This window comes from Variovorax paradoxus (assembly GCF_030815855.1).
GTDB lineage: Bacteria > Pseudomonadota > Gammaproteobacteria > Burkholderiales > Burkholderiaceae_C > Variovorax > Variovorax paradoxus_M.
This window is the reverse complement of the sequence record NZ_JAUSXG010000001.1, coordinates 798,258-820,507: the sequence shown is the minus strand read 5'-3', so window position 1 is coordinate 820,507 and position 22,250 is coordinate 798,258. Positions and strand designations below refer to the sequence as shown.

The following is a 22,250-nucleotide window of genomic DNA, read 5'->3' as shown; positions in this document are numbered from 1 at the left end:
TTGAACGATTTCCTCATTATTTTCTGATTTTCAAAACCTTTGCAACGGCGGACACTGCGCCGCAATGACTCATCCGACCCGCTCTTCTTCGTTCCCGCCGCGTCACCGCTGGAAGGTGCTGGCCGCAGGCGTGGCGGCCAATGCCGCGTTCTCGGTCGCCTTCAGCGGCATTCCGATGACCGCGGTGCTGATGCGCACCGGCTACCAGCTCGACAACGCCACGCTCGGCCTGGTGCTCGGCCTCATGGGCCTGGGCATTGCCGTGAGCGAACTGCCGTGGGGCCTCTTGACCGACCGCTGGGGCGACCGGCCGGTGCTGCTCTGCGGCCTCGGCAGCACCGCCCTCGCGCTGGTGGCCATGGCACTTTGGGCTGCGCCGGATGCGCAGCACATTCCCGGCCTCGGCTGGCTGGGCGGCGGGCTGCTGCTGGTCGGCCTGCTGGGCGGCAGCGTCAACGGCGCCAGCGGGCGCGCGGTGATGACGTGGTTCGATGCCGGAGAACGCGGGCTTGCGATGAGCATCCGCCAGACCGCCGTGCCGCTGGGCGGCGGTGTCGGCGCGCTGGCGTTGCCGTTCGTCGCATTGCACTTCGGCTTTGCCGCGCTCTATGGCCTGCTGGCGGTGCTGTGTGCGCTGAGCGCGGCGATGAGCTGGGCCTGGGTGCACGAGCCGCCGGTTGCACCGCGCACAAAGGCCGACGCTGCGCAAGCCTTGGCCGTGCCGAAGACCGGTCCGCTGCGCGACGCCCGCGTCTGGCGCATCGTGGCTGGTATCGGCATTCTGTGTGCGCCGCAGTTCGCGGTGCTGTCTTTCGGCACGGTGTTCCTGCACGACTTCGCCCATGCGGGGCTCGCAACGATCACCGCCACGATGGTGTTCGTGCAGATCGGCGCCATGGCCATGCGCGTATGGAGCGGCCGCTGGACCGACCGCCGCCGCAACCGCCCGGCCTACCTGCGCGCCTGCAGCGCCCTCAGCGTGCTGCTGTTCGCGGGCCTCGCGTTGCTGGCGATGGCCGCGGGCACGCACGTTGCGGGCTCACCAATGCTGCGCATTGCGCTGGTGGTCCTGCTAGGCGTGAGCGGGGTCTGCGTCTCGGCCTGGCACGGCGTCGCCTACACGGAGTTGGCCACGCTCGCCGGCGCGGCCCGGGCCGGCACCGCGCTGGGCATGGCGAACACCAGCGTGTTCCTGGTCTGCTTCGTCACGCCCTTTTCGATTCCGCATCTGCTGGCACTGCAGGGCTGGCCGCTGGTGTGGCTCGCGGCCAGCGCCTGCGCTCTGGTGGCGATGCCGCTGCTGGTGCCGCGGCCCTCCGCCGCGACGGTTGCCGATCAGAAGGTCGCGAAGACGGCGTTGAGCCGGTCCACATAGGCGCGCTTGGCCGCCGCGCCGATGAAGCTGCCTTCGAAGCTGTTGGCCGCGAGTTGCCAGGCCTGCTGTGCGTTGAGCCCGGTGGCCGCGAAGGTCTGCGTGAAGTTCTGGTTCATGTAGCCGCCGAAGTAGGCGGGGTCGTCCGAGTTGACGGTGGCGACCAGCCCCGCGTCGAGCAGCGCACCGAGGTTGTGCTGCGCCAGGTCGGGGAACACGCAGAGCTTGAGGTTCGACAGCGGGCACACGGTGAGAGGAATGCGCTCTTGCGCGAGCCGCTTCATCAGAGCCGGGTCTTTCGCGCTCTGCACGCCGTGGTCGACCCGCTCGACCTTCAGCACGTCGAGTGCGCTCCACACGTAGGCCGGCGGCCCCTCTTCACCCGCGTGCGCGACGAGGTGAAAACCCAGCTCGCGGCAGCGCGCGAACACACGTGCGAACTTTTCTGGCGGATGGCCGAGCTCGCTCGAATCGAGCCCCACGCCGATGAACTTGTCGCGGAACGGCAGCGCCTGCTCCAGCGTCTCGAACGCTTCTTCTTCGCTCAGGTGCCGCAGGAAGCACAGGATCAGCGCCGCGCTCACGCCGAGCTTCGGCGCTGCATCGACGCAAGCGCGGTGCAGGCCGTTGACCACCACCTCCATCGGCACGCCGCGCGCCGTGTGGGTCTGCGGGTCGAAGAACATCTCGGTGTGCACCACGTTGTCGGCCGCGGCGCGCTCGAGGTAGGCCCAGGCCATGTCGTAGAAGTCCTGCTCCTTCAGCAGCACGCTCGCGCCGGCGTAGTAGATGTCGAGAAAGCTCTGCAGGTTGGTGAAGGCGTAGGCGCGGCGCAGCTCTTCGACGCTCGCATACGGAATGGCCACGCCGTTGCGCTCGGCGAGCGCAAAGATCAGTTCGGGCTCGAGCGAGCCTTCGATGTGCATGTGCAGCTCGGCCTTGGGCATGGCGCGCAGCAGCTCGGGCAGGCGGTCCGCGGCAATGTTGCAGAAGCTCTTGTCGAAAACGGGTCGGAAATCGGTCATGGTGGGGAATCGGCGTTGTGATTGCGCACAGCATAAGCGCAGCCGCGCCTGCGCGCGATGCCGCCATTCCCAGACGGATGGCCCCCCCCAGATAATCAGGCCTCTACCCGCACGAGGCCCCCATGAAAGCCATCGCACCCGTCGCAGCCCTGCTTCTGGCTGCCTTCTCGGCGGTCGCGCCCTCTGCCTTCGGGCAGCCCGCGCGGGACACACCGCCCTACGAAGGTCCGCTGTTCGACACGCACCTGCACTACAACCAGGAAGCCTGGGACGGCAACACCGGTCCTTACCCTCCCGCGGAGGCGCTTGCGCGCATGCAGCGCAACAATGTGAAGGCGATCGTCGCCAACTCGCGGCCCAACGCGGGCACGCAAACTCTGGCCGCGGCACGCGAAACCCGCGGCGCGGGCGTGACCGTGGTGCCCTTCGTGCGCCTGTACCGCAACCGCGACGACTACAGCAACTGGTTCCGCGACGAGAGCATCCACGACATGGTGCAGACCGAACTGGCGCGCGGCACCGCGAGCGGACCCTACCGCGGCATCGGCGAGTTCCATCTGTACGAGAGTGCCAATGCCAACGGTCCGGTCGCCAAGAAGCTGATTGCACTCGCAGAGCGCCAGAAGCTCGCGGTGCTTGCGCACGTCGACGACGTGGCGATCGACCTGCTGATGGCCAACGCGCCGTCGAAGGGCCAGGCCCTGCGCCTCATCTGGGCTCACACCGGCATCGGCGGCGCGCCGATCGAGCGGGTGCAGGCGCTGCTGGAACGCTATCCGCTGCTGATGGGCGAACTCTCGTACCGGCCGGGGCTGACTTGCGAAGGCGGCAAGCTGTGCCCCGAATGGCGCGCGCTGATTCTCAAGTACCCGGAGCGGTTCGTCGTCGGCTCCGACACCTGGGTCAACCAACGCTGGAGCGCCTACGACGAAATCATGCGCGGCTACCGCGTCTGGCTCGGCGACCTGCCGCCCGACGTGGCGCAGCGCATTGCCTGGGGCAACGCGGCCGCGCTGTTCAACCTGCGCTGAGCGGGTCTGCTTTTCTGGCTTCGACCGGAAGCTCGAGCGTGAACGCCGCGCCGGTGCCCGGCCCGTCGCTGTGGACCGTGAGCGTTCCGCCCATTTCATGCGCGGCAATCACCGCGCTGTGCAGGCCGAACCCATGGCCGGTCTTCTTCGTGGTGAACCCATGCGCGAACACCTGGGTCAGGGCCTGCGCCGCGATGCCCACCCCGTTGTCCGCAACGCAGATGCGCAACCGCTCGCCTTGCACCAGCTCGACCCGCAGCGTGAGCTTCGGCTCGCGATCGGTCACGCCCTCCATCGCCTGCTCGGCGTTGCTGATCAGGTTGACCAGGATCTGCAGTATTCGCCCGCGGTCCAGCAGAAACTCGGGAACGGCGGCCATCTCTTTTTCCACCGCCATCTGCCGCCGCGCCAACGACTCTGCGTTGATGCGCAATGCGTCTTCCACCAGTTCGCGGATCTGAACCTTCTCCAGCAGCCTCGACGATCCCGCGTGGGCCTGCTGCGCGGCGATGATCTCCTTGATGTGCTCCACGTTCTTGCTCAGCGCCGCCAGTTCCTTGATGGCGTCGTTCTGCTCCGCCACCAGCGCGGAAGCCAATTGGCGCAGATAACCGGGAAGCACCTTGCCCTTGGCATCCGATGCCAGGAACGCACCCAGGTCGCCGGCGTGCTCTTCCATCAGCTGGACCGCCCGTGAAAGCCCCTGAACCTTGGAAGCGCGAACGCGCGAAAGAATCAGCGCGGCCGATACGTTCACGCTGTTGAGCACATTGCCCACGTTATGCAGCACATTGGTGGCAATCCGGGCCATGCCCGCGAGGTGCGAGGCCTCGATCAGCTGCTTGTGCGCCTCGGCAACCTGGCGCTCGGCCTCCTTCAGGTCGGAGATGTTCTTGGTGATGCCGAAGGTTCCGATGATCTGGCCCGCGCCGTTGCGCAGAGGCATTTTTGTGGTCAGCGCCCAGCTGTCGGGCCGTCCATCCATCCAGGTTTCCCGTTCCACCTTGCCGATCATCGGCAAGCCGGTGCGGATGATTTCCTGCTCGTCCTCGAACGCCGGGCGCGCGTGGTCGTCGGAAAAAACGTCGAAGTCCGACTTGCCCACCAGCCCTTCGGGTGTGGCCATTCCGAACTCGAGGGCTTGGGCCGTGCTGGTCCTGATGAAACGGGACTGCCTGTCCTTGAAGTAGATGTGGTCCGGCGAGTTGTCCAACAGCGCGCGGAGCAGATCGCGCTCGTTGGCCAGCGTGTCGTCCTCCGGGTTGCGTCGGGTCGCACCGAACAGCACGCCCTGGCTGCCGACGATGGCGCCATCCGGTCCCAACACCGCGGACTCGACAATCCGCCAGGATTGCGGCGGGCCGCCGGGCTCTGAAAAAGCTTCTTCCCGCTCGACCTGCTGCCCGGTTTGCAGGATCTGCGCGTGTTGGCGGCTTTCCTGCTCGGCGAGTTCCGCTCGCCATGCCGAGTCCGGTCCCGCCGCCGCATCGGACGCGATCTCGACGGCAGTCCTACCCAGAATCCGCTCAGCGGGAGTGCCCTTGACTTGGCAAAACCGGGCATTGACGAAGATGAACCGCCCCGCGGCGTCCTTGCGAAAAATACCGATCGGCAACTGCTCGACGATCGGCGCCGCATCCTCCAGGAGGGTTGCATTCGAGGCGGAGACGGGTTGGCTTTGCATGGCGATGTGCGGTTCCAAAAAGTGGATGTCCCTGGCTGCGGGCGGCGGATGAGGGTGCAACGGCCTATGGGGGCGTCGCTATGGCGCAGCCCTGCCTTGCACCTGAGCCTTGAAGCCGCGGTTGTTTTCGAACGCCACGTTCAGCTGCGGGCCGTCGAAGCGCAGCTGGTACATCGACACGTCGCCATCGCTCAGCGAACGCGAAACGATGCGAAAGCTCTGCGGGTCGGTCCAGTCGCCTTTGACCGCAACCGGCGCGTCGGCCACCTTCTCGTTGAGGCGATAGTAGCCATCGAGCCCCAACGGTCCTGTCACCGGCGTGGCGGGTGCGTCGGGGCGCCCGTTATCGAACAGTATTTCGTAGCTTGGGCTGGCCGCCGTCAGGTCGAGCATCAGGCGCTTCACGCCCAGGGCATTGCGGTCGAACTGCCAGGCTTTGCGCGAGACCGCTGCCGCGAGTTCGGGCGGAGGCGCCACCGGGCTTTGCTTTTCGACGGACGCAGCGCGAATGCGATCGGCCAACTGGGCCTGCGCTGCGCCGTCTTCAGGCAGCGGCCGGGCCGAACGGGCGGAGGCGGCGATCATGTCGATGAAGGGCGGCAGCAGATAGTTGCGCCGCCCCGTGACCACCGCAACCACGTCGATCTCGGGCAGCACGATGATCAGTTGCCGGTTCATGCCGGCGGCAATGTAGGCGCGCTTTTCCGGAATGGTCCACCAGCCGTTCGCATAACGGAACACGGGCCCGGCGCCGAAGCCCATGTCCACGGAGGCTTGAAAGACCTGATCCACCCACGCGGCGGGGAGCAGCTGGCGCCCCTCCCATTGGCCCTTGCGCAGGTAGAGATAGCCGATCTTCGCCATGTCGCGCGGATGCAGATAAAGGCCGGCACCGCCGGTCTCGATGCCCTGCGGATCTTTGCGCCAGCGAACGTCGCCGATGCCCAGCGGCTCGAACAATCTGCGCTGCGCATAGGCCAGCGTGCTGCCGCCTGTTTTCTTCGCAACAATGGCCGAGAGCAGGTGCGTGTTGCCGCTGTTGTAATTGAAGCCGCTGCCGGGCGGCTGCGCCATCGGGCGGTCGAGCACAAAACCTTGCCAGTCGCGGCTGCGTCCAAACTGCAGCCCTGTCTCGGGCGCCGAGCCGTCGAGCTTTTCCTTCCAGTCGATGCCCGATGTCATGTCGAGCAGATGCCCGAGGGTCATCGCCTTCTTGGACGCATCGAGGTTCGCGATGGTGCGCTCGGGAAAGAAGTCGAGCACCGGCTGGTCGCGCGAAGCCAGCAGCCCGTCCTGGATCGCCATGCCGGTGAGCGTTCCGACGACGGCCTTGGTGGTGGAGTTCACCGCATGCTTGAGACCGGCACGGTAGGGTGCGTAATAAGCTTCGGCCACCAGCCTCCCGTGGCGCGTGACGAGCAGGCTGTCCATCGCGTTCGCGGCGCCGAAATCGACCAGCCTGGCGACGGCGGCGGATTCCATGCCTTGCGCCTCGGGTGTGCTCGGAGTCCATCCGGCCGTGGGCCAGACGACCGGTTCGTCGGCCGGTGCGGCTCTGAGCGGCAAGGCTGCAACGAGCAGCACGGCCGCCAGGCTGGCGAGGAAACTTGTCTTGCCGTGCGCACGCATACCGGTCTCCCAGTGGTTTGGCGGAGATCATATCGGCGCATTGCTTGCTCTGGTGGCGCCGATTGGCGCCGATGGGCGCCAGCGCCGTCTCAATCGCCGAACGCCCGCAGCATCGCCTTGCGCAGCCAGGCCTCCGCCGAGTCCTTGTCAGTCACGGCGCGCCAGGCCAGCTTGATCTGGTATGTCGGGCTTTCGAAGGGCAAGGCCTCATGGCGAAGGCGGCCCTGCGCCGACAGCGCCTGTGCCACGTGCTCGGGCACCGTGGCCAGCAATTCGGTGCCGGCCAGCACGGCGGGCAGGCTGCCGAACTGCGGCACCGAGAAAGCCACCTCGCGCTGCCTCCCGAGTTCGTTCAATGTTTCGTCGACCGTGCCGCAGAGGTCTCCGGCGTAGGTCACGAGCACGTGCCGCCGACGGCAGTAGTCGTCGAGCGTGAGCTTGCCGGTTGTGGTGTCGGCACGAAGCAGTGCAAAGCGCACCGTGCGCACCTTGCGTACCTTGGCACCAGCCGGCAGGTCTTTCAGGAAGGTCATCACCGCACTGACCTGCCCCTCGTCGAGATGGCGAGCGGCGTTGCGATAGCAGACCGTGAGCGTGACCAACCTGGCCCCGGGCGCTTCGGCACTGAGCGCGCGCAGCAGGCGCGGCAGCATGGCGATCTGCAGATCGTCGGTCAGGCCGATGCGAAACACCGGCGCGGCGCGTTCGGGCTCGAACTCCGCCTGCGCCCGAAACGTGGCCTCGATCTGCTCGAGTGCCGGCCCGAGGCCTTGCATCAAGGCCAGGGCGCGCTCGGTCGGCTCCATCACCCGCCCCTGGCGCACCAGCAGCGGATCGCCCGTGAGCTCGCGCAGCCGCGCAAGTGCGTGGCTCACCGCGGGCTGCCCCAGGTGCAAGCGCTCGGCGGCGCGGCTGACGTGCCGCTCGCGCATGAGGGCCGCCAACACGGTGAGCAGGTTCAGGTCGATACGGCTGAGTTCGATGGGATTCATCCAGGCACTTTGAAGCTATCGATTGCGTGCATACCGAATATCGTGTGAATCGATTTCCTTGATTGTTCCGGGGCTTCTAGATTGGCGTGGCCGGTTCGTTTCAATTCCGTAGCCGCCGGCCTTCAAGGAGTATTTTTGTATGGGAAAGAGGGTTCGCTTCCACGAGTTCGGCGGTGCCGAGGTTCTCAAGATCGAGCAGGTCGCGGTGCCCGCGCCAGGCGCTGGCGAAGTGCGCATCGCCGTGCAGGCAATCGGCCTGAACTGGGCCGATGTGCTGTGGCGCCAAAGCCGGTACATCGAAGACGCGACCCTGCCCGCCGGGCTGGGCAACGAGGCCGCCGGTGTCGTCGACGCGGTGGGAGCGGGCGTGAGCGGCCTCTCCGTCGGCGACCGGGTCGCGGTTCTACCGGGTGCCAATCAGGGCCGGTATCCCACCTACGGCGAGAGCATCCTGTTCCCGGCGACGCACGCGGTGCGTTACCCGGACAACCTCTTGCCCGAGCAAGCCGCCGGCGCCTACATGGCTTACCTGACGGGTTACTTCCCGCTGTTCGAGATGGCGCGCCTGCAACGCGGGCAAACGATGCTCGTCACAGGCGCTTCATCGGGCACGGGCATCGCGGCACTGCAGATGGCGCGCATGGCCGGCATCGTCGCCATCGCCACCACCCGCACGGCGGCCAAGCGCCAGGCGCTGCTCGATGCCGGCGCGGCGCACGTGGTGGTGACGGAAGACGAAGACATGGCCGAGCGCGTGCTGGCGCTCACCGATGGCCGCGGCGTCGATCTGGTGTACGACGGCGTGGGCGGCTCGCAGATGGAGCGGCTCGGCGACGTCGTCGCACAGCGTGGCTGGTACGTGCTGTACGGGCTCTCCGGTGGCGCGGAGCTCAGGTACCCCGTGCTTGCGCAGTTTCGCAAGAGCTGGCGCTTCCACGTCTACACGGTCCTGGAGTTCATCGGCTCGGCCACCATGGGCCTGCCGCGCGATGAAGACGCGCTCGGCCGCGCGCTCAGCTTCGTCAATGGGGGCCTGGCCAGCGGCGCCTTGCAGATGCGCATCGACCGCAGCTTTGCGTTCGACGATGTGGTGCAAGCCCACGAGTACCTCGAACGCGCCGGTCACATCGGCAAGATCGTTCTCACGGTCTGAGCTACCAGCCCGCGTCGCCACCTTGCAGCGCACGCCGCGCGAGCAGAAAGGTGGCGGCGTTCCAGCTCTGGCCGGCCATTCCCATCGGCACCAGCGTGCGGCCATGGAACCACTCGGTAAAGCGCCAGCCGCCGAGTTCGTTCACGTGTGCCAGGCGCGCGAGCTCGGGCCACGCCAATTCGTGCAGGCCCATGCGCGCAAGCGCCATCACCCAGAAGCCACCGACGAAGGGCCATATGCCGCCGTTGTGATACTGGTGCACGATGTTCTGCTGATGGCGCGCCATGTACGGTCGCCACAGCGCATGCTCGCGCGTCAGCGGATGCAGCACCACGCGCACTGGGTACGGCTCGCAGGCACGCGCGGCGACGATGGTCTTGACGATGCGTTGCGACATGGCCGAATCGGCCAGCCCGCTCTGTATGGCCAGCACATTGCCGAACACGTCGCCCTCGTTGCCGACGAAGGAAAGATTGACGAAGCTCAGATACAGGCCCGGGTCGTCCCGGCCGCGGCGTGCGTAGTGGCGCATCAACCGGGCGCGGTGGTATTCGGGCAGGTCTTGCTGGAACGGATTGAACAGGTGGTTGAAGTGATGCTCGGTGGCCTCGGCGTGGTCCAGTGCGAAGCGGCGCTTCACGTCGTACCAGAGCGCGTTGGTGTACAGCACGTAGCCCGAGCGGGGCATGATGTCGGCCCAGTCGCTGGCCTCGTTCTGCTGCAGCAGCCGGAAGTGCTGGTGCTCCTGCGCCAGCAGCCAGTGGATCGCAATCTCCACCTCGCCGCTCCAGTGCGACGCGCCGACGCGGCCGTGGCGGCGCACATGGTCCACGGCAATGAGCCACCACAGGGTGGCATCGATGCAGCCCAGGTACCAGAAGTCGGCGTCGAGCCCCTCGGGGTCGACATATTTGGGAATCTGTCCGTTCGCCGCCTGCTGCGCCGCCAGTGCATCGAGGCTGGCGACCGCGCCCTCCTCCAGCGCGGGCACGCCGCTGCCGCACATCGCCATCACGCAGATCGCGGCGTCGCGCCCGAAGATGCGCGTGTAGCGGCGCGCCACGGCCGCCTCGGTAGGGCTGGCGGCCAGGATGCCGTGCGGCGTCAGGTTGCGTTCGAGGAGTTGGAGCGAAGCTCGGGAACAGTCGTCGATCAGTGCGAGGGTGGTGGCGTCAAGTGTGGTCATGGGTTCGATAGGCTTGCGGCGTCTGGCCGTGCTGCCGCGCGAAGGCGCGCTGCAGCGCATCCACCGAGCGAAAACCGCTGCAGCTTGCAATCCGGTCTTGCGGCCACTGCGTCTGCCGCAGCAGCTGCGCGGCGGCCGCCACGCGAATCTGTTCTACAAAGCGCGCCGGCGTGCGGCCGGTCTCAGCCCCGAAGGCGCGCGCGAAATTCCTCGGGCTCATCTGCACGCGCTCGGCCAGCGCCTCCACCGACAGGTCGTCCTGCGGATGCGTGCCGATCCACGCCACCAGTTCGCGCAGGCGATGGCTGGCCACGGCCTGTGCCTGGAGCGCCTGGCTCAGCTGCGGCTGCTCTCCGCCGCGCAGCATCGGCAACGCCAGCGTGCGGGCAATGTCCATCGACACGGCATGCCCGAGGTCGTCTTCGACCAGCGCGAGCGCCAGCTCGATGCCGGTGGTCACGCCGGCCGAAGTCCACACCGGGCCGTCGTGCACGTAGATGCGCTCGCGCTGCACCCGCACCTGCGGCCGCAGCGCCTGCAGCTGGTCGCAGGCGCGCCAGTGCGTGGTGGCTTCGCGGCCGTCGAGCAGGCCGGCCGCGGCCAGAGCGAACGCGCCGCTGCACACGCTGGCAATGCGGCGTATGCCAGGCGCAGTCTCCGCGAGCCAGTCGCCGATGCGCTGCTCGACGATGGCCGCACGCACGCCGGGCTCGTCGCCGCCCGCGACGACGAGCGTGTCGATCGCGGCAGGCAGTTGCCGCAGGTTGCACGTGCCGGCAAAGCTCAGGCCGCCGTTCGTCAGCACGTTGCCGCCGGCCGGCGATGCGATGTGCAGGCGGTAGCTGCCGGGGCGCAGCAGTTCGGCCTTGCTGAACACGCTCGCCGGGCCGGCGATGTCGATCGCCTCGACGCCGTCGAACGCGACAAGCACCACATTGCTGGCAGAAACCGCGGTTTCTTCGTCCTTGCGGGTGAGGGTGGGTATTCGTAGGCTCAAGACATCACGGTCAACGAGGGACAGCATGTCTAGGTTACTACGGGTGCTGGCAGAGGCAAGTATGACAACACTGGCGGTGCTGGCAGTGGCAGCTTGCGGAAGTGCCACCCCGCTGCCGCCGGCACCGGATGACGCGGGCATGATCGAGCGCGAAAAGCAGACCTTCATCGAGGCTTTGAAGCCGCGCCGCGAAGGCAGGCCCGTGGTGGCCGTGCTCGCCCTGAACGAAGGCACCGAGATGACCGACCTGCTGCTGCCGCATGCGGTGCTCAAGCGTGCCGATGTGGCCGACGTGCGGATCGTGGCGCCGCGCAGCGGACGGGTGAAGCTGTATCCCGCGCTGGAGATCGACGGCGCACAGGACTTCGCCAGCTTCGACCGGCTTCACCCTTCGGGTGCCGACTACGTGATCGTGCCCGCGATGATCGCCGACGATGACCCCGCCGTGGCGGCCTGGCTGAAGCAGCAGGCGGCGCGGGGCGCGCGTGTGGTCGGCGTCTGCTCCGGCGCGCTGGTGGTCGGCCGCGCCGACCTGCTTGACGGACGGCGCTTCGCGGGCCACTGGTACGACCGCGGCACGCTGCTGAAGCGCCACCCCGGCGCCACCTACGTGCCCCACCAGCGCTACGTGGTCGACCGCGGCGTTGCCACGACCACCGGCATCACCGCCTCGGTACCAACGATGCTCGCAATGGTCGAAGCCATCGGCGGGCCCGAGAAGGCGGAGGCACTCGGCACCGAACTGGGCGTGGCCTCCTGGAGCCCCGAGCACGACAGCACGCCGTTCTATCTCGACACAGGCCGCAGAGTCGACTTTCTGCTGAACAAGGCCGCGTTCTGGCGTAATGAGCGCCGAACCATCCAGGTGCAGCACGGCAGCGACGACATCACGCTCGCGCTCGTGGCCGATGCCCGGTCGCGCACCGGCCGCACAAACGTCGAGGCCGTGTCGGCTTCAGGCCCGGTCACGCTGCGCAGCGGGCTGGTGCTCATCGCGCAGTCCTCCAACAATGGGAAAGCGCTACCCCTGCCGCTCTCGGCAACGCTCAAGCCCGTGCAGCAACTGGACCGAACTCTGTGCGAGATCGGCGAGCGCCACGGCGTAGCGCGGCGCAACTGGGTCATGCTCGAGATGGAGTACCCCGGGCCGGTGAACGGCTGCCCCGGCTGATCTCCATCCGCGCAAAAACAAAAGGGTCGCCCCCGGGCGACCCTTTCATGCACGCAAAGCGCGGACCGATTTACTTCTTGTCCCCGCCCGGTACCTTGCCTTCCACGCCCTTGACGTAGAAGTTCACGCCCGACAGGAACTTGTCGTCGGCCACGGCATCCTTGGCGACCAATTCCTTGCCGTCCTGGCCCAGGATCGGGCCCTTCCAGATCACGAAGCTGCCGTCCTTCAGGCCCTTCTTCACTTCCTCGACCTTGGCCTTGGTTTCGGCCGGCACGTCCTCGGCGATCGAGACGATGTCGATGGCGCCTTCCTTCACGCCCCACCAGCTCTGGCCCGTGGCCCACTTGCCGTCGAGCGCGTCCTGCGTGGCCTTGATGTAGTACGGCGCCCAGTTGATGGTGGCCGAAGCCAGGTGGGCCTTGGGGCCGTAGGCGGTCATGTCCGAATCCCAGCCGAAGGCGCGCTTGCCCTTTTCCTGTGCGGTCTTGAGCACGGCCGGCGAGTCGGTGTTCTGGAACAGCACGTCGGCGCCGCCGTTGATGAGGGCGGTGGCGGCTTCGGTTTCCTTGGGCGGGCTGAACCATTCGTTCACCCACACCACCTTGGTGGTGATCTTCGGGTTGACCGACTGCGCGCCCAGCGTAAAGCTGTTGATGTTGCGCAGCACCTCGGGAATCGGCACCGAGCCCACCACGCCGAGCGTGTTGGTCTTGGTCATGGCACCGGCAATCACGCCGGCCATGTAGGCGCCTTCGTAGGTGCGGCTGTCATAGGTGCGCATGTTCTCGGCGGTCTTGTAGCCGGTGGCATGCTCGAACTTCACGTCCTTGCTGTCGGTGGCCACCTTGAGCATCGGCTCCATGTAGCCGAAGGTGGTGCCGAAGATCAGCTTGTTGCCTTGGCCGACCATGTCGCGGAACACACGCTCGGCGTCGGCGCCTTCGGGCACGCTCTCGACGAAGGTGGTCTTGATCTTGTCGCCGAATTCCTTCTCGAGCGCCTTGCGGCCGTTGTCGTGCGCGAAGGTCCAGCCGCCGTCTCCCACCGGGCCGATGTATGCGAATGCGATGTTGAGCGGCGCGGTCGGGGCCGGCGCAGCTGCAGCGGGCGCCGGGGCTGGCGCGGGGGCCGCAGCCGGTGCCGCCGCCTCTTCTTTCTTGCCGCAGCCGATCAGGGCTGCCGAAGCGACCGCCGTAAGGGCAGCGAGCTTGAGCAGGGAAGAGCGCTTGTTCAGATCATTCATTGTCGGAAATCCTCAAAAAGGACAGAGTTGGCGGGAAACGAAAAACGCGATTATGAGCCGGGGTAGAACGGTTTCCCTATGGAGGCCGGCATGTTGATGCGGATGAACGCCGGGTTGCGCGAAATCAGCGCCAGCACCACGATGGGCGCGATGTACTGCAGCATGCTGAGGAACTGCGGCGGCACGTCGACGCCGCTGCTCTGCAGATGGAAACCGAGCATCGAGACGCCGCCGAACAGGTAGGCGCCCAAAAGCACGCGAATCGGCCGCCAGGTGGCGAAGGTGGTGAGCGCCAGCGCAATCCAGCCGCGGCCCGCCACCATGCCTTCGACCCAGAGCGGCGTGTAGACGGTGGAAAGATACGCGCCCGCCAGCCCGCACAGCGCGCCGCCCGCGATCACCGCCATGAAGCGGATGCGCCGCACCGGATAGCCGAGCGCATGCGCCGATTCGGGCGATTCGCCGACCGAGCGCAGCACGAGGCCGGCGCGAGTGCGGTAGAGAAACCAGATCAGCCCAACGGTCAGGACGACCGCGAAATACACCATCGGGTGATGCCGGAACAGCGCGGGCCCGACGAGCGGAATGTCGCTGAGCACCGGCACCGCGTACGACACGCTCTCGGGCAGCTTGGCCTGCACGAAGTTGATGCCGGCGAACGCCGAGAAGCCGACGCCGAACAGGCTGAGCGCGAGGCCGGTGGCGTACTGGTTGGTGTTGAGCCAGATCACCAGCACGCCGAAGAAGGCCGCGAGCAAGGCCCCGGCCGCCATGCCGGCGAGGAAGCCGAGCCAGGGGTTGTGCGTGATGACGACGGTCGCAAAGCCCGCGATGGCGGCGCAGAGCATCATGCCCTCGGCACCGAGATTGACGATGCCGGCTTTCTCGTTGATGAGGAGGCCGAGCGCCGCGATGGCGAGCACGGTGCCGGCGCTGAGCGTGGAACCGAGCAGGAGTGCGTAGCTGTCCATGTCAGAGGGCTCCTTCGGTCGAACGCGCGGCCGGGACCGTCAACGGCGTGCTGGCTTGCAGCGAACTCGTCGTGTGGGCGGCGGCCTTGATGACCGCCTTGCGTCGGATGCGATAGGCGATGAGCGTGTCGCAGGCCAGCAGCGTGAAGAGCAAGAGGCCCTGGAACACGCCGGTGAGCGACTTGGGCAGGCCGAGACGCGACTGCGCGAGCTCGCCGCCGATATAGAACATGCTCATGAGGATGGCCGAGAACACCATGCCGACCGGATGCAGCCGCCCGACGAAGGCCACGATGATGGCCGCGAAGCCATAGCCGGCCGGCACGTACGGCGTGAGTTGGCCGAGCGGGCCGGCGACCTCGAGCGCACCGGCCAGACCGGCCGCGCCACCCGAGGTGAGCAACGCGATCCACACCGCGCGCCGCGCCGAAAAACCCGCATAACGCGCCGCCGCCGGGGCGAGCCCACCGACCTGCTGCGCGAAACCCGCGCGCGTGCGGAACAGGAACACCCAGAGCGCCCCCACGCCGAGCAGCGCAATGATCAAGCCGATGCTCACGCGCGAACCCTTGAAGAGCCGCGGGATCTGCGTCACCGCCTCGAAGGTCTTCGACTGCGGAAAGTTGTAGCCCTGCGGATCCTTCCAGGGGCCGAACACCATGTAGCCGAGCAGCAGCGTGGCCACGTACACGAGCATCAGGCTCACGAGGATTTCGTTGGCGTTGAACTTGTCGCGCAGGAACGCCACGATGCCGGCCCACACCATGCCGCCGACGGTGCCCGCAACGAGGATGGCCACCACGATCCACGAGCCCGTGGTCTTGTCGGCCATCAGCGCGACGCCGCCCGCGGCGATGGCGCCGAAGACGAACTGGCCCTCGGCGCCGATGTTCCACACGTTGGAGCGAAAGCACACCGCGAGACCGAGCGCGATGATGAGCAGCGGCGTCGCCTTGATCGTGAGCTCGCCGATGGCGTAGCCGCTTTTGATGGGTTCGTAGAAGAACACCAGCAGGCCCTTGACCGGGTCTTTGCCCAGCGCGGCGAACAGCGCCACGCCGATCAGCACGGTAATCAGCAGCGCCAGGATCGGCGAGGCAAAGGTCCAGAAGCGCGAAAGCTCCGGGCGGGGTTCGAGCTTAAGCATGATGGGTCGCTTCCTTCTTCGCTGCCGAAGAGGCGGCACTGCCTTGCTGCGGCCACAGGCCGCTCATCCATTCGCCGATCTGCGGCAACGTGGCGGCGGCGCGGTCGATCGAAGGCGACAGCCGGCCCTTGGCAATCACGTGCAGGCGGTCGCTGATGTCGAACAGCTCGTCGAGTTCTTCGCTCACCACCAGCACCGCGCAGCCGGCGTCGCGCAGCGCAAGGATCTCGCCGCGGATCAGCGCGGCCGCACCCACGTCCACGCCCCAGGTCGGCTGCGAGACGATAAAAAGCTTGGGGTTGGCGTCGATCTCGCGGCCGACGATGAACTTCTGCAGGTTGCCGCCCGAGAGCGAGCGCGCCGCCGCGTTCGGTCCGCCGGCCTTGACGTTGAAGCGCTCGATGATGCCCCTGGCGTGCTTTTCAAGCACCGAGGTGCGGATCCAACCGCCCTTGCCCACTGCGTTACTGCGTGTGAGCAGCAGGTTGTGTGCGAGCCCCAGCGTAGGCACCGCGCCACGGCCCAGCCGTTCTTCCGGCACGAAGTGCAGGCCGAGCGCACGCCGCGCGCGCGGCCGCAGCCGCCCCGCGGCCTTGTCGAACACCTGGACCATCGCAGGCTCGGCGCGCACGTCCTCGCCCGAGAGCGTGTAGAGCAGTTCCTTCTGGCCGTTGCCGGACACCCCCGCAATACCGACCACCTCGCCGGCGCGAACCTCGAAGGCAATGCCGTCGAGGTCGACACCGAACTGGTCCTCGCGTGCGAGCGTGAGCGTGTTCACACGCAGTGCCACCGCGCCCGCATGCACCGGCCGGTGCTTGAGCGGCGGCGGCTCGGCGCCGATCATCAGCCGCGAGAGCGACTCGTTGCTCTCGTTTTGCGGATTGCACACGCCCGTGACCTTGCCGCCGCGCAGCACCGTGCAGGCCGTGCACAGTTCGCGGATCTCGTGCAGCTTGTGGCTGATGTAGAGAATGCTGCAGCCCTCCGACGCCAGCTTGTTCAGCACCGTGAACAGCTTGATGACCGCCTGGGGCGTGAGCACCGAGGTCGGCTCGTCGAGGATCAGCAGCTTGGGGTTGGTGAGCAGCGCGCGAATGATCTCCACCCGCTGCATCTCACCCACCGAGAGCGTGTGCACCGGGCGCGAGGGGTCGATGTCGAGCCCGTATTCGCTCGCCTTGGCCGTGATGCTGCGCGCCACTTCGGCCAGCTGCAGCGACTTGTCCAGGCCCAGCCACACGTTCTCGGCCACGGTGAGCGTGTCGAACAGGCTGAAGTGCTGGAACACCATGCTGATGCCCAGCGCCCTCGCCTGCTGCGGGTTGCGCAGGTTGACGGCGTGGCCGTCGAAAGTGACCGTGCCTTCGTCGGGCTTGATCGAGCCGTAGATGATCTTCATCAACGTCGATTTGCCGGCGCCGTTCTCGCCGAGCACGGCATGGATTTCGCCGGGCGCCACGGCCAGCGAGATGTCGCTGTTCGCCACCACCGCGGGGTAGCGCTTCGTGATGTTGGCGAGCTGGAGTCGGGGGGTTGTCATGCCGGGTTTCGTGGTTTGTCTCGTTCAACATCAACAAGCGGAAAACATAGCTACAAGTTTAATAGCGTGTCCGCCTCCATCGGCGCCCGACGGCGCTTCGCTCAGTGTCCGCCTATGTAGGCGAACTTGAACAGGAAAATCGCCGCGATCACCCAGACCATCGCATGCACTTCCCGTGCCCGGCCGGTGAAGAGCTTGAGCACCGCATAGGTGATGAAGCCGAAGGCCAGGCCGTTGGCGATCGAGTAGGTGAACGGCATGGCCAGCGCGGTCACGGCCGCGGGGATCACCTCGGTGGTGTCCTCCCAGTCGAGCTCGACCAGGTCGCGCAGCATCAGGCAGCCCACGAAGAGCAGCGCTGGGGCGGTGGCATAGGCCGGCACCGAGCCCGCCAGCGGCGAGATCATCAGGCAGGCGAGGAACAGCGCCGCCACCACCACCGCAGTGAGGCCGGTGCGCCCGCCGGCCTGCACGCCGGCCGCGCTTTCCACATACGCGGTGGTGCTCGAGGTGCCGAGCAGCGATCCCGCGAAGATCGCGCCGCTGTCGGCCAGGAGCGCCTTGTTCATGCGCTCCATCTTGCCGGGCACCAAGAGGCCCGCGCGCTTGGCCACGCCCATCAGCGTGCCGGTGGCGTCGAACATCTCGACCAGGAAGAACACCAGCACCACGTTCAGGATGCCGCCCTTGAGCGCGCCCAGGATGTCGAGCTGCATGAAGGTGGGCGCGATCGACGGCGGGGCGTCGAACACGCCGTGGAACTTGTTGCCGCCGAAGAAGAACGACAGCACCGTCACCAGCATGATGCCGATGAGGATGGCCCCTCGCACCTTGAGCCGGTCGAGCGTCACGATGACGAGAAAGCCCAGCGTGGCCAGCACCACCGGCGCCGAGTGCAGGTCGCCCAGCGTGACGAAGGTCGCGGGCGAAGCGGCGACGACGCCCGCGCTCTTCAACGCGATGAGCGCGAGGAACATGCCGATGCCCACGGTGATCGCCGTTCGCAGCGACTGCGGTATGCCTTGTATGAACAGCTCCCGCAACCCGGTGACCGTGACGATGAGGAACAGGCAGCCCGAGATGAACACCGCGCCCAGCGCCACCTGCCATGTGTAGCCCATGCCCAGCACCACCACATAGGCGAAGTAGGCGTTCAGGCCCATGCCCGGCGCCATGGCAATCGGGTAGTTGGCATACAGGCCCATGATCAGCGTGCCCAGCGCCGCGATCAGGCAGGTGGCCACGAACACCGCGCCCTTGGGCATTCCCGCGTCGCCGAGGATCGTCGGGTTCACGAAGATGATGTAGGCCATCGTGAGGAAGGTGGTGAGCCCGGCGATGACCTCGGTGCGCACCGTGGTGTTGTGCTCGGTGAGCTTGAACACGCGTTCAAGCCAGTTCGCGTTCTGCGGCGCGCTGCGCGCGGCCTTCATCCCCGAGGCGTGGGGATCGGTGACCTTGGGCACCTCTTCAAACCTGTTCATGTCGCTTGTCTCCAGCTGTTGTATTGGGCGATTCATTCATCGTTGCCTCGGGCGCGTCGCCGGCGCGGCCGAAGAATTCGTCAGGGCGGATCGGACGTGTCGGCCGCAAGGGCCCTCGAGGCCGGTGTGGTGAAGGCGGGCCGCAGCGAGGCAGCCACCTCCTTGATGCATTCGCGCAGCCAGCGCGCGGAGCTCGACGAATGGGTGCGCTCGTGCCAGAGCTGGTAGTACATGAGGCGCGGCAGCGCCACCGGGCATTCGAGGATCTTCACCGGCAGCCGCGCCGCGAAGCGTTCGCAGTACTGCCGGCCGGTGGTCAGCACCAGCAGGCTCGACGCGACCATGTCCGGAATGAGGCCGAAGTGCGCACAGCGCGCTGTGATGTTGCGCTGCCGCCCGAGCTCGTCGAGCATCTGGTCGATGATGCCGCGCCCGCCCGGATGCATGGGCGTGGGCGCAATGTGCTCTGCGGCGAGCCAGGTCTCCAGGTCCCAGCCGCGGCGCACGGCCGGATGGTCCTGGTTGACCAGCGACACCACCTCGTCGCCGAAGAGCCGCGCCATGTGCAGGTCTTCCGGCGGCTTCTGCCAATTGCCGATCACCAGGTCGACCTGCCCCAATGCGAGATGGCCGTGGTAGTCCGAGTCGGGCGTGAGCGCATGGATCTCGATCTGGCACAGCGGCGCCTCGCGCTTCACGTGCGCCACCAGCATCGGCAGGAAGAGCGGGTCCATATAGTCGCTCGCCGCGATGCGGAAGGTGGTGGCCGCCGACTGCGGCTCGAAGCCGCGCGCATCGGAGAACAGCATTTCGGCCGCGCGCAGGATGCTGGCCGCCGGCTCGATCATGCGCAGGCCCGCATCGGTCGGCACCATGCCCGAGCCCGAGCGCACCAGCAGCGGATCGCCCGAGAGTTCGCGCAGGCGCTTGAGCGCGGCCGAAACGGCCGGCTGGTACATGCCCAGGCGAATGGCGGCGCGCGAGACGCTGCGGTCGGTCAGCACGGTGTGGAGCACCCGGATGAGATGCAGGTCGATCTTGTCGAACAGCGCCTGGTCACGCATGGCGTTCTCCCCCGGCAAAGCCGGTTCCGCGGCGTTTCGCGAAGAGGACGAGGGCGTGGTGCATTGGGAGGACTTTGGACATGCGCCAAAGTCTACGGGTGGGCTATGCGGACTGGACGGCCGTGATGGCGCGAAGAATCGATTCGCTCGTAGCCGGCGCCTTCAGCGGCGGATCGACCTTGTGCTCGCCGGCCGCCGACACCGCGTCGCGGATCGCGAAGAACACCGAGAACGGCAGCAGCACCGGCGGCTCGCCCACGGCCTTGCTGCGGTGGATGGAGTCCTCGAAGTTCTGGCCTTCGAACAGCCGCACGTTGAAGACCGGCGGGCAGTCGTTCGCCGTCGGAATCTTGTAGGTGCTGGGCGCGTGCGTGGTGAGCTTGCCGCTTTGCGGGTGCCACACCAGCTCTTCGGTCGTGAGCCAGCCCATGCCCTGGATGAAGGCGCCTTCGACCTGGCCGATGTCCACGGCCGGGTTCAGCGACTTGCCCGCATCGTGCAGGATGTCGGCACGCAGCAGTTTCCATTCGCCGGTGAGCGTGTCGACGATCACCTCGCTCACCGCCGCGCCGTAGGCGTAGTAGAAGAATGGGCGGCCCCGCATCTTCTCCTTGTCCCAGCTGAGGCCAGGCGTGGCGTAGAAGCCGTCGGACCAGAGCTGCTTGCGGTCGAGGTACGCCTCGCCCACCACGGTGCTGAACGCCAACGTGCGGCCGTTGACCTCGACCTTGTCGTTGGCAAAGCGCACTTCGCCCGGCTTGCCGCCATGGCGTTCCGCCGCGCTCTCGGCCAGGCGCTCGCGGATCTGCCGCGCCGCATCCTGCGCGGCTTTGCCGTTCAAGTCGGCGCCGGTCGATGCGGCGGTGGCCGAGGTGTTGGCCACCTTGGTGGTGTCGGTCGCTGTGACGCGCACGCGCTCGAAGCTCACGCCCAGCTCGTGCGCCACCACCTGCGCCACCTTGGTGTTGAGGCCCTGCCCCATCTCGGTACCGCCATGGTTCACGAGAATGGAGCCGTCGGTGTACACATGCACCAGCGCGCCGGCCTGGTTGAAGTGCTTCACGTTGAACGAGATGCCGAACTTGAGCGGTGCGAGCGCAAGGCCGCGCTTGAGAACCACGCTCTTCTTGTTGAAGGCCGCGATCTCTTCGCGCCGGGCGCGGTAGTCGCTGCTGGTTTCAAGGTCGGCCACCAATTCGTGAACGATGTTGTCGGTCACGATCTGGCGGTAGGGCGTGACGTTGTTCTGCGTCGTGCCGTAGAAGTTGATGCGCCGCACGTCGAGCGGGTCGCGCTTCAATTCGCGCGCCACCGAGTCCATGATGTTCTCGATCGCAATGGCGCCCTGCGGGCCGCCGAAGCCGCGGAATGCCGTGTTGCTCTGGGTGTTGGTCTTGCCCGAGAAGCCATGCATCGCCACGTTGGGCAGCCAGTAGGCGTTGTCGAAGTGGCAGAGCGCACGGGTCATCACCGGGCCCGACAGATCGGCCGAATGGCCGGCGCGCGAGACCATGGTGATTTCCGCGCCGAGGATGCGGCCCTCGTCGTCGTAGCCCACCTCGTACTCGTACCAGAAGCAGTGGCGACGGCCGGTGATCAGAAAATCGTCGTCGCGGTCGAGCCTGAGCTTGACCGGGCGGCGCAGCTTGCTGGCCGCCACCGCGGCCACGCACGCGAACAGCGCCGACTGCGACTCCTTGCCGCCGAAACCGCCGCCCATGCGCCGGCATTCGACATGCACTTCGTTCGACTGCAGGTGCAGCGCATGCGCCACCAGGTGCTGCATTTCGCTCGGGTGCTGCGTGGAGCAATGGATGTGCAGCGCGCCGCCCTCCTTCGGAATGGCGTAGCTGATCTGGCCTTCGAGGTAGAACTGCTCCTGCCCGCCCACGTCGAGTGCTGCCTTGTGGCGATGCGGCGCCTTCGCGATAGCGGCGCGCACGGCGGCCTCGTCGCCTTCGTTGGCGCTGCCGCCGCTGCGCACGATGTGCATCGGAGGCACCACGTACTGGCCGAGCGCATGGGCATCTTGCGGCGTGAGCACGGGCGGCTGGGCCTCGACAGCGATGGCGTCCTTCGCCTTCGCGGCGGCGCGGCGAGCGGCATCGCGTGTCTCCGCGATCACGGCGAACACCGGCTGGCCCAGGTAGCGGATCTGGCCGCCGTCTTTCAGCGAAAGCAGGATCGGGTCGTCGTGAACGATCGAGCCGCAGTCGTTGGTGCCCGGAATGTCGTCGGCGGTGAGCACCGACACCACGCCCGGCATCGCGCGAATGGCATCGAGCGACAGCGCCGTCACGCGGCCGTTGGCCGCGGGCGAGAGGCCGAGCGCGCAATGCAGCGTGCCGACGATCTCGGGAATGTCGTCGATGTAGGTCGCTTCACCGGCGACATGCAGATGCGCCGATTCGTGCGGCCGGCTGATGCCGACGCGCGCGCCGAGGTCGTGCGCGACCGCTTCGGCCACGGGGTCGATGCGCGCGGCGGTGTTCTTCAGGTAGTCGGCAAAGGCCTCGGCGGGCTGCAGCAGGCGGGCGTCGATGGGTTTGTTCATG

Annotated in this window: 17 protein-coding genes; 4 read left to right on the top strand and 13 right to left on the bottom strand. The window is 67.0% G+C overall.

Annotation, left to right across the window (positions count from 1 at the left end):
• Nucleotides 1–64 precede the first annotated feature (64 nt).
• Entirely contained in the window at nucleotides 65–1,375 is a 1,311-nt protein-coding gene (locus QFZ42_RS03875) for an MFS transporter (RefSeq protein WP_307699686.1), read from the top strand.
• Here the strand turns inward: QFZ42_RS03875 and QFZ42_RS03870 are convergent.
• Nucleotides 1,336–2,397 carry an adenosine deaminase gene (locus QFZ42_RS03870; protein WP_307699685.1) on the bottom strand — a complete coding sequence of 354 codons (1,062 nt, stop codon included), beginning with the start codon at nucleotides 2,395–2,397 and terminating at the stop codon, nucleotides 1,336–1,338. The genes QFZ42_RS03875 and QFZ42_RS03870 overlap by 40 nt on opposite strands.
• Before the next feature lie 122 nt (nucleotides 2,398–2,519).
• Between QFZ42_RS03870 and QFZ42_RS03865 the strand changes: the two genes are divergently transcribed.
• Nucleotides 2,520–3,428, top strand: a complete 909-nt coding sequence (locus tag QFZ42_RS03865; protein WP_307699684.1) for an amidohydrolase family protein — start codon at nucleotides 2,520–2,522, stop codon at nucleotides 3,426–3,428.
• Here the strand turns inward: QFZ42_RS03865 and QFZ42_RS03860 are convergent.
• The 3 genes from QFZ42_RS03860 to QFZ42_RS03850 all read right to left on the bottom strand — a co-directional run bounded on the left by QFZ42_RS03860 (nucleotide 3,415) and on the right by QFZ42_RS03850 (nucleotide 7,733).
• A complete protein-coding gene (locus QFZ42_RS03860) occupies nucleotides 3,415–5,112 on the bottom strand; it encodes a PAS domain-containing sensor histidine kinase (RefSeq protein WP_307699683.1) in 1,698 nt (565 codons plus the stop codon). The two genes, QFZ42_RS03865 and QFZ42_RS03860, sit on opposite strands and share 14 nt — an antisense overlap.
• 78 nt (nucleotides 5,113–5,190) lie before the next feature.
• On the bottom strand, nucleotides 5,191–6,741 hold the full coding sequence (locus QFZ42_RS03855; protein ID WP_307699682.1) for a serine hydrolase domain-containing protein: 1,551 nt from the start codon (nucleotides 6,739–6,741) through the stop codon (nucleotides 5,191–5,193).
• A gap of 89 nt (nucleotides 6,742–6,830) precedes the next feature.
• On the bottom strand, nucleotides 6,831–7,733 hold the full coding sequence (locus QFZ42_RS03850; RefSeq protein WP_307699681.1) for a LysR family transcriptional regulator: 903 nt from the start codon (nucleotides 7,731–7,733) through the stop codon (nucleotides 6,831–6,833).
• 139 nt (nucleotides 7,734–7,872) lie between these two features.
• Between QFZ42_RS03850 and QFZ42_RS03845 the strand changes: the two genes are divergently transcribed.
• Entirely contained in the window at nucleotides 7,873–8,886 is a 1,014-nt protein-coding gene (locus QFZ42_RS03845; protein WP_307699680.1) for a zinc-dependent alcohol dehydrogenase family protein, read from the top strand.
• A 1-nt stretch (nucleotide 8,887) separates the two neighbouring features.
• Here the strand turns inward: QFZ42_RS03845 and QFZ42_RS03840 are convergent, their stop codons facing one another.
• Together QFZ42_RS03840 and QFZ42_RS03835 are read right to left on the bottom strand one after the other, a co-directional pair.
• Nucleotides 8,888–10,072 carry an amylo-alpha-1,6-glucosidase gene (locus QFZ42_RS03840; RefSeq protein ID WP_307699679.1) on the bottom strand — a complete coding sequence of 395 codons (1,185 nt, stop codon included), beginning with the start codon at nucleotides 10,070–10,072 and terminating at the stop codon, nucleotides 8,888–8,890.
• Nucleotides 10,059–11,057, bottom strand: coding sequence for a GlxA family transcriptional regulator (locus QFZ42_RS03835; RefSeq protein WP_307704164.1), 999 nt, complete (start codon nucleotides 11,055–11,057; stop codon nucleotides 10,059–10,061). The genes QFZ42_RS03840 and QFZ42_RS03835 overlap by 14 nt, the downstream gene beginning before the upstream one ends.
• 73 nt (nucleotides 11,058–11,130) lie before the next feature.
• On the opposite strand from QFZ42_RS03835, the gene QFZ42_RS03830 reads away from it, so the two are divergent.
• Nucleotides 11,131–12,240, top strand: a complete 1,110-nt coding sequence (locus QFZ42_RS03830) for a DJ-1/PfpI family protein (RefSeq protein ID WP_307699678.1) — start codon at nucleotides 11,131–11,133, stop codon at nucleotides 12,238–12,240.
• Between the two features lie 70 nt (nucleotides 12,241–12,310).
• On the opposite strand, the gene QFZ42_RS03825 is transcribed toward QFZ42_RS03830, so the two are convergent.
• From QFZ42_RS03825 to xdhB, 7 genes are all read right to left on the bottom strand, one after another.
• Nucleotides 12,311–13,486 carry a BMP family ABC transporter substrate-binding protein gene (locus tag QFZ42_RS03825; protein ID WP_307699677.1) on the bottom strand — a complete coding sequence of 392 codons (1,176 nt, stop codon included), beginning with the start codon at nucleotides 13,484–13,486 and terminating at the stop codon, nucleotides 12,311–12,313.
• 50 nt (nucleotides 13,487–13,536) lie between these two features.
• Nucleotides 13,537–14,457, bottom strand: a complete 921-nt coding sequence (locus QFZ42_RS03820) for an ABC transporter permease (protein WP_307699676.1) — start codon at nucleotides 14,455–14,457, stop codon at nucleotides 13,537–13,539.
• 1 nt (nucleotide 14,458) lies between these two features.
• A complete protein-coding gene (locus QFZ42_RS03815) occupies nucleotides 14,459–15,604 on the bottom strand; it encodes an ABC transporter permease (protein WP_307699675.1) in 1,146 nt (381 codons plus the stop codon).
• A complete protein-coding gene (locus tag QFZ42_RS03810) occupies nucleotides 15,597–17,147 on the bottom strand; it encodes an ABC transporter ATP-binding protein (RefSeq protein ID WP_307699674.1) in 1,551 nt (516 codons plus the stop codon). The genes QFZ42_RS03815 and QFZ42_RS03810 overlap by 8 nt, the downstream gene beginning before the upstream one ends.
• Before the next feature lie 101 nt (nucleotides 17,148–17,248).
• The gene (locus tag QFZ42_RS03805) at nucleotides 17,249–18,580 is read right to left on the bottom strand and encodes an NCS2 family permease (RefSeq protein ID WP_307704163.1); all 1,332 of its coding nucleotides are present in this window, start codon (nucleotides 18,578–18,580) and stop codon (nucleotides 17,249–17,251) included.
• Nucleotides 18,581–18,711: 131 nt separating this feature from the next.
• Nucleotides 18,712–19,695 carry a LysR family transcriptional regulator gene (locus QFZ42_RS03800; RefSeq protein ID WP_307699673.1) on the bottom strand — a complete coding sequence of 328 codons (984 nt, stop codon included), beginning with the start codon at nucleotides 19,693–19,695 and terminating at the stop codon, nucleotides 18,712–18,714.
• A 103-nt stretch (nucleotides 19,696–19,798) separates the two neighbouring features.
• Nucleotides 19,799–22,249 carry a xanthine dehydrogenase molybdopterin binding subunit gene (xdhB, locus tag QFZ42_RS03795; RefSeq protein ID WP_307699672.1) on the bottom strand — a complete coding sequence of 817 codons (2,451 nt, stop codon included), beginning with the start codon at nucleotides 22,247–22,249 and terminating at the stop codon, nucleotides 19,799–19,801.
• Nucleotide 22,250: the final 1 nt, after the last annotated feature.